5 protein-coding genes are annotated in these 4,293 nt (G+C 36.4%); 2 read left to right on the top strand and 3 right to left on the bottom strand.

Annotated features, from left to right (window positions below; genetic code table 11):
* Positions 1-755, top strand: a 755-nt coding sequence (locus ACI0FJ_RS20120) for a recombinase family protein (protein WP_424306641.1), incomplete at its 5' end; no start/stop codon positions are given.
* A 125-nt stretch (positions 756-880) separates the two neighbouring features.
* Here the strand turns inward: ACI0FJ_RS20120 and ACI0FJ_RS20115 are convergent.
* From ACI0FJ_RS20115 to ACI0FJ_RS20105, 3 genes are all read right to left on the bottom strand, one after another.
* On the bottom strand, positions 881-1,072 hold the full coding sequence (locus tag ACI0FJ_RS20115) for a hypothetical protein (RefSeq protein ID WP_424306639.1): 192 nt from the start codon (positions 1,070-1,072) through the stop codon (positions 881-883).
* A 507-nt stretch (positions 1,073-1,579) separates the two neighbouring features.
* Complete coding sequence (locus ACI0FJ_RS20110; RefSeq protein ID WP_424306637.1) at positions 1,580-1,738, bottom strand: hypothetical protein; 159 nt, start codon at positions 1,736-1,738, stop codon at positions 1,580-1,582.
* A 259-nt stretch (positions 1,739-1,997) separates the two neighbouring features.
* Positions 1,998-2,552, bottom strand: a complete 555-nt coding sequence (locus tag ACI0FJ_RS20105; protein WP_424306635.1) for a recombinase family protein — start codon at positions 2,550-2,552, stop codon at positions 1,998-2,000.
* Between the two features lie 618 nt (positions 2,553-3,170).
* Between ACI0FJ_RS20105 and ACI0FJ_RS20100 the strand changes: the two genes are divergently transcribed.
* Positions 3,171-4,160 (top strand): replication initiation protein, encoded by a 990-nt coding sequence (locus ACI0FJ_RS20100; protein ID WP_424306633.1) that lies wholly within the window; start codon positions 3,171-3,173, stop codon positions 4,158-4,160.
* The last annotated feature ends 133 nt before the right edge of the window (positions 4,161-4,293 follow it).

Here is a 4,293-nt window from a genome sequence, read left to right as displayed (position 1 = left end):
AGATAAAGGGTAAAAAGGTAGATGGTTCATGGCTTTTTAAGGAGAGCGAACTTGAAAAACTAAAGAGCGATCCACCTGTGACATCTACTAAAAAGCGTCATGACACTGACAGAATGACACAAGGACAAAGTGTCATGACACACGCAGCCAAAAATGACACACATAACAACGACGGAAATGTGGTAAATCCACTTGAATACCCAGAGGTTAACTTCAGCAACATGACGCAGAATACTAATGGAGAAAATGTCACTGACATTACTAAAATTGTGTCAATACTAGCTGGACAGATAGAAAATCTCTCTAAGCAAAACTCGGAATTATCAGCAAGGCTACAAGAGAAAACAAGCGAGTTGTCCGAGGTTAAAGGGGAATTGACGGGAAGCAAACTGTTGGTTGAGGAGTTAAAAGGGCAAAACCAAAGTTTGCTTGGGCAAATTGGTAAACTTGGGGAGTTGGTCCAGGGACAGCAGGCGATAACTTTTGAGTCAACAAAAGCGAAAACTCCTCCCCCTGAACCTGAAGACTATACAAACGTCCACGATATCCAGCCGGAGCAAACTGCTAAAACTGTACAAGCCAAACAACTCTCAAAGGAGAAATTGTTAGCAAAATTGCTGGAGTTGAAGCAGAGAGGGCTGAGTTATGCGGAGATTGCCCAAGAATTAAACAAACAGAAAATATTATCCGCTGGTGGATCCGCTTGGACGTCGAATAGTGTTAGGAAATCGCTGGCGCGTTGGGACAAAGACTAAATTAACAACTCTTTTCTGTAGTGTATTATTGCTGAGATTCTTCCATTTACATCAGCATTTCATCATTGAGCCATATAATTATTTGCACCATTACTATAAATTTTACTAATATCAAAAGATCCACATCATTTTTTAGCAAGAATCTTATTAATTTTACTCAACTCAAGGTCTTTATCAGCATTTTTTACTTTTAAAAGTAAATGGCAATGGTCATATTTGTAGGAAACACCAGAATTTCTAGACGCTATACTATTTGCAAAACAGCCAACATACCCAAAACGAGACATTTTTTTTAATGGCTGTTTTAGTTTTTGCACCACGTCTTCCTCAAATTTATCAAAGGATTTTTGTACTGGATCACCATTTTTTAATGGTTGTGTTAGTGTTATAAAAAAGTCTCCACTAAACTGGTCTCAAAACTCCTCATTTGCTTTTTGTAAAGCATCTCTCTTACTGTTATCCATTGTTATTCTCACATTATTTTATTGTTTACATTGGGTACAATCGTACAATTTGTAGTTACTCGCGTTGTCACACAAGTAATTAACTTTCTTTGATGTGCCCAATTACAGCTATTTTTGGGACTAAATAAAACGGTCACCCGTTTTATGGGGATAATTTTTTGACATCCCGTATGCACCATTACAAGTGCATTTCCACGTACAAATCAAAAAATTAAATATGTGAATATCAGATTCAAAACTGCGTAAAATTTGTTTTAATATGTTTTTATGTAAATATACTAATATTTTGCTACTAATCTTGTAGTCTGCACAGCCTCTACCATTTTTTTTAAATTTAACCCATAAAAACTACGCCTCCATTCAAGATTCAAGTTTGCGATAAATCCAGTTAGAACGCTCAAATTTGTTTTTTACAATGGTTCTTATTACAGCAGAAAAACTTATGCCTTTTTTTTTCGCGTAATACGTTATCATTCTAATAGAACTTTCATCAAGCGACACACACTTTTGCTGGTTCATATTCTCCACTCCTTCATCATTTTATATTATTTACATTTTTAAAATAGCTTTAAATAGTTTTAAATAGTTTTAAATAGTTTTATATTAACGACAAGAAGCCACGCTGATAACGTGGCTTCTCAAAAACTTCTTAAATTTGCTTGTTGCCGTTTTGCCTGAGAAAGCAATATATCCAATTACTGAATGAGAGTCAAGCATAAAAAAGCGTTACTACATCACAAAAGTTAAATTTTTACAGTAATACTGCATTAAAATATGTTTACTCTACGTGGCGATACAGTGTTTGCCTACTAATCCCCAGTTCCTTCGCCAATTCCTTTTTGTTCGCACCATTTTTTACTCGTTCTTGCAGCTCCACAATTTGCGCTGGAGTTAACTTAGTAGGTCTTCCCATTTTTACCCCTCTCTTTTTCGCCTTTAAAATCCCCTCTTTTTGGCGGGATTTGATCATTTGGCGCTCAAACTCCGCCACGGCTCCAATTATTTGGAGTTGCAGTTTTTGAAAGGGGTCGTCCTCCCCTCCCTTAAACACCAATTTTTCCGTATAAAAATGGACCTCGACCCCCGCTTGGGTAAAAAACTGCAATAGTTGGAGCAAATCCGCCAAATTACGGGCAAGACGGTCGATGCTGTGTACGTATAAAATATCGCCTTTACGGGCGAAATCTTTACACTTTTCAAGATCTGGGCGCTCCGTCGCTACAGCACTAACTGTGTCCTTAAAAGTTCTTATAAATTTACAATTCAAATCGGCAAGTTGGCGGTCTGTTTTTTGGTCGATTGAGCTAACCCTTTTGTAGGCAATATTACCCATAACCTGGTCCTCCCTTTGTGTAACAAATATCTAGGGAGTTTTATTTTTTGTGTCCATAAATCAGAAATCCGCTTTTTGGGGAACCAGAAATCAGGTGTTTACGTACAGGCTTGTTGTGTACCACAAAGTGTACTTTTGTTTACAGGCTTGTCTTGGCTGGATTTTGTTTTGTTTTTTAAGCTTTAAAATAGCCAGGTTTAGGTATGGGCTAAAAACGCACGAGGATGTGCCTAAATCGGCGTTTATTTTTTGTTGGTGTCTTTATCCGTTTATTTGGGTAAAAATGGCTACAGTGGGGTATTATGGGCTAATCGTGCCGTTTTGTATCTTGGGTCTTTAACCTCTACGGGATGTAGGCATGTCAGCCACTCTTTAAATATTATACGGATTAGTATTCTTTCTTTCTTTAGTTATTTTAAGAATTTTAAGGGGTATAAATCTACAATTATAACAGTATGTTATACTATAGTTCGGCTACACTTTTACCTTACAAAAGCTACACTTTTACCTTACACCGGCTACACTTTTACCTGTTCATTACATCACGACACCAGTAGTTCTACATATGAAAAACTACACTTTATTGACAGGTGTAGCCTTTCGTGGTTCCATGCCCCGATGAATAAGCAACACAAAGATATCGCTGTTAAGTCAAACGCCTTAATTAATTCATTTTTTAGCTTGGGACTACAAGAGATGCGCTTGTTTGCTTTTACTGCATCAAAAATTCCACAAACAGGGGAGCTCCCTACCGAGCCAATAAAAATCGAACTATCAGTCAGAGAATTTGCCGATACATTTGGGATAGATAAGGATTGGGCATACAAAAATTTTAAAAAGTTAGCCAAAGAACTTAAGGCAAAAAATATCGAAGTAGAAGACGATAAAATAGAATCAGGTGTGTCACTTGTTGAAAGATGGGTCCGTAAAAAGTCTAGTCCTGGGGTTTATATCTTTCATATCGCAGAACCTTTAGTGCCGCATTTGCTAGCATTACGAAAAGGAAACTTTACACCTTACAGAATAAAATACGTTTACAATTTTAAAAGATTTACGACGTGGCGTGTGTATGAGCTGTTAAAACAGCACAAAAATTTAAAAAAAAGAAAATTTGACTTAGATGAATTTAGGAAAAAGGTTGGTGTACATGGTAAATATAATAAATTTTTTAACCTTAGAGCGCGTGTTATCGATACAGCAATAAAAGAAATAAATGAATCAAGCGATATAAAGGTAGATGTTGATTATATAAAAAAGGAAAAAGCAGTAGTTGGACTAGTTTTTCACATAACAGAAAACACTCATAATATCGGCATAAAAGAAAAAATTAAAAAAGCTGCTGATAGAATGACCAAAAACTCTCCTTACAAAAGAGAACTTTACGATAAGCTACGTAAACTTTCAGGAATGCGTGGACCAAAACAATTGGTCGAGATCTGCAAGCGTTGGTACGGGCATGAAGCGGAATGTGAGCAACTACTGCAAGATTTGCTGAGAAGATACGCTGACAAGCCTGAGGGTGAGATTAAAAAAATTGTGTACAAAGTGCTTCGATACGATGAGATGCCAGGTCAAATGAAATTGACAGATGTCACTGACAAAAAGTAGATGTCATTAACAATTAATTAAGAAAGTTAAAGAGATATAATCTAAAAAAGGTATGACATGTACAACATAAAAACGGCTGCTACTTTTTTGGGTATCACGGAAAGAACACTTTTTCGTTGGATGAAATCAAAAA

The organism is Desulfovibrio sp. 7SRBS1, assembly GCF_049723905.1.
Taxonomy (GTDB): domain Bacteria; phylum Desulfobacterota; class Desulfovibrionia; order Desulfovibrionales; family Desulfovibrionaceae.
This window is presented reverse-complemented; position numbering and strand designations above follow the sequence as displayed.